The 601-nt window shown below is 43.4% G+C and carries 1 protein-coding gene and 2 rRNA genes; 1 reads left to right on the forward strand and 2 read right to left on the reverse strand.

The window, feature by feature from the left end:
* Window positions 1-188, forward strand: a 188-nt coding sequence (locus BM736_RS25340) for a hypothetical protein (protein WP_218638784.1), incomplete at its 5' end; no start/stop codon positions are given.
* Here the strand turns inward: BM736_RS25340 and rrf are convergent.
* Window positions 177-292, reverse strand: a 5S ribosomal RNA gene (gene rrf, locus BM736_RS24855). The genes BM736_RS25340 and rrf overlap by 12 nt on opposite strands.
* Window positions 293-414: 122 nt before the next feature.
* Window positions 415-601 (reverse strand): 23S ribosomal RNA (locus BM736_RS24860); the annotation flags it as partial.

A 601-nucleotide genomic window follows, 5' to 3' on the forward strand; every position in this document is an offset into this window, starting at 1 on the left:
TTCAGAGCCAACATCAAGCTTCGCTTGATAAGCGTAGGCTCGTCACCCTACTATCACATGAAATGAAGCATGCTTCGCATGCGCTATTTACTTCCCATGTTCGAGTGGTCATTTCAAAAGCTGTTAAACGAAAAAATCCCCAACACAAAGTGCTGGGGATTTATCGTTTATTAGGCGCCTGGAAATGACCTACTCTCACATGGGGAGACCCCACACTACCATCGGCGCTATTGCGTTTCACTTCTGAGTTCGAGATGGGATCAGGTGGGGCCACAATGCTATGGTTTCCAGACTAATTGGGTAAAATTTGAAAAGCTAATTGGGTTTTATAATCATTCTAACTTAAATCAAGTTTGTATTCTTTTGTGCTTGTAAAGTAATCATCATTAATCACCACAAACCCATCTGGGTTGTATGGTTAAGCCTCACGAGTCATTAGTACAAGTTAGCTCAACGCCTCACAACGCTTACACACCTTGCCTATCAACGTCCTAGTCTAGAACGGCTCTTTAGAGAGATTAAATCTCTAGGGATGACTCATCTTAGGACTCGCTTCCCGCTTAGATGCTTTCAGCGGTTATCGATTCCGAACGTAGCTACC

Source organism: Shewanella sp. UCD-KL12 (assembly GCF_001957125.1).
Classification (GTDB): domain Bacteria; phylum Pseudomonadota; class Gammaproteobacteria; order Enterobacterales; family Shewanellaceae; genus Shewanella.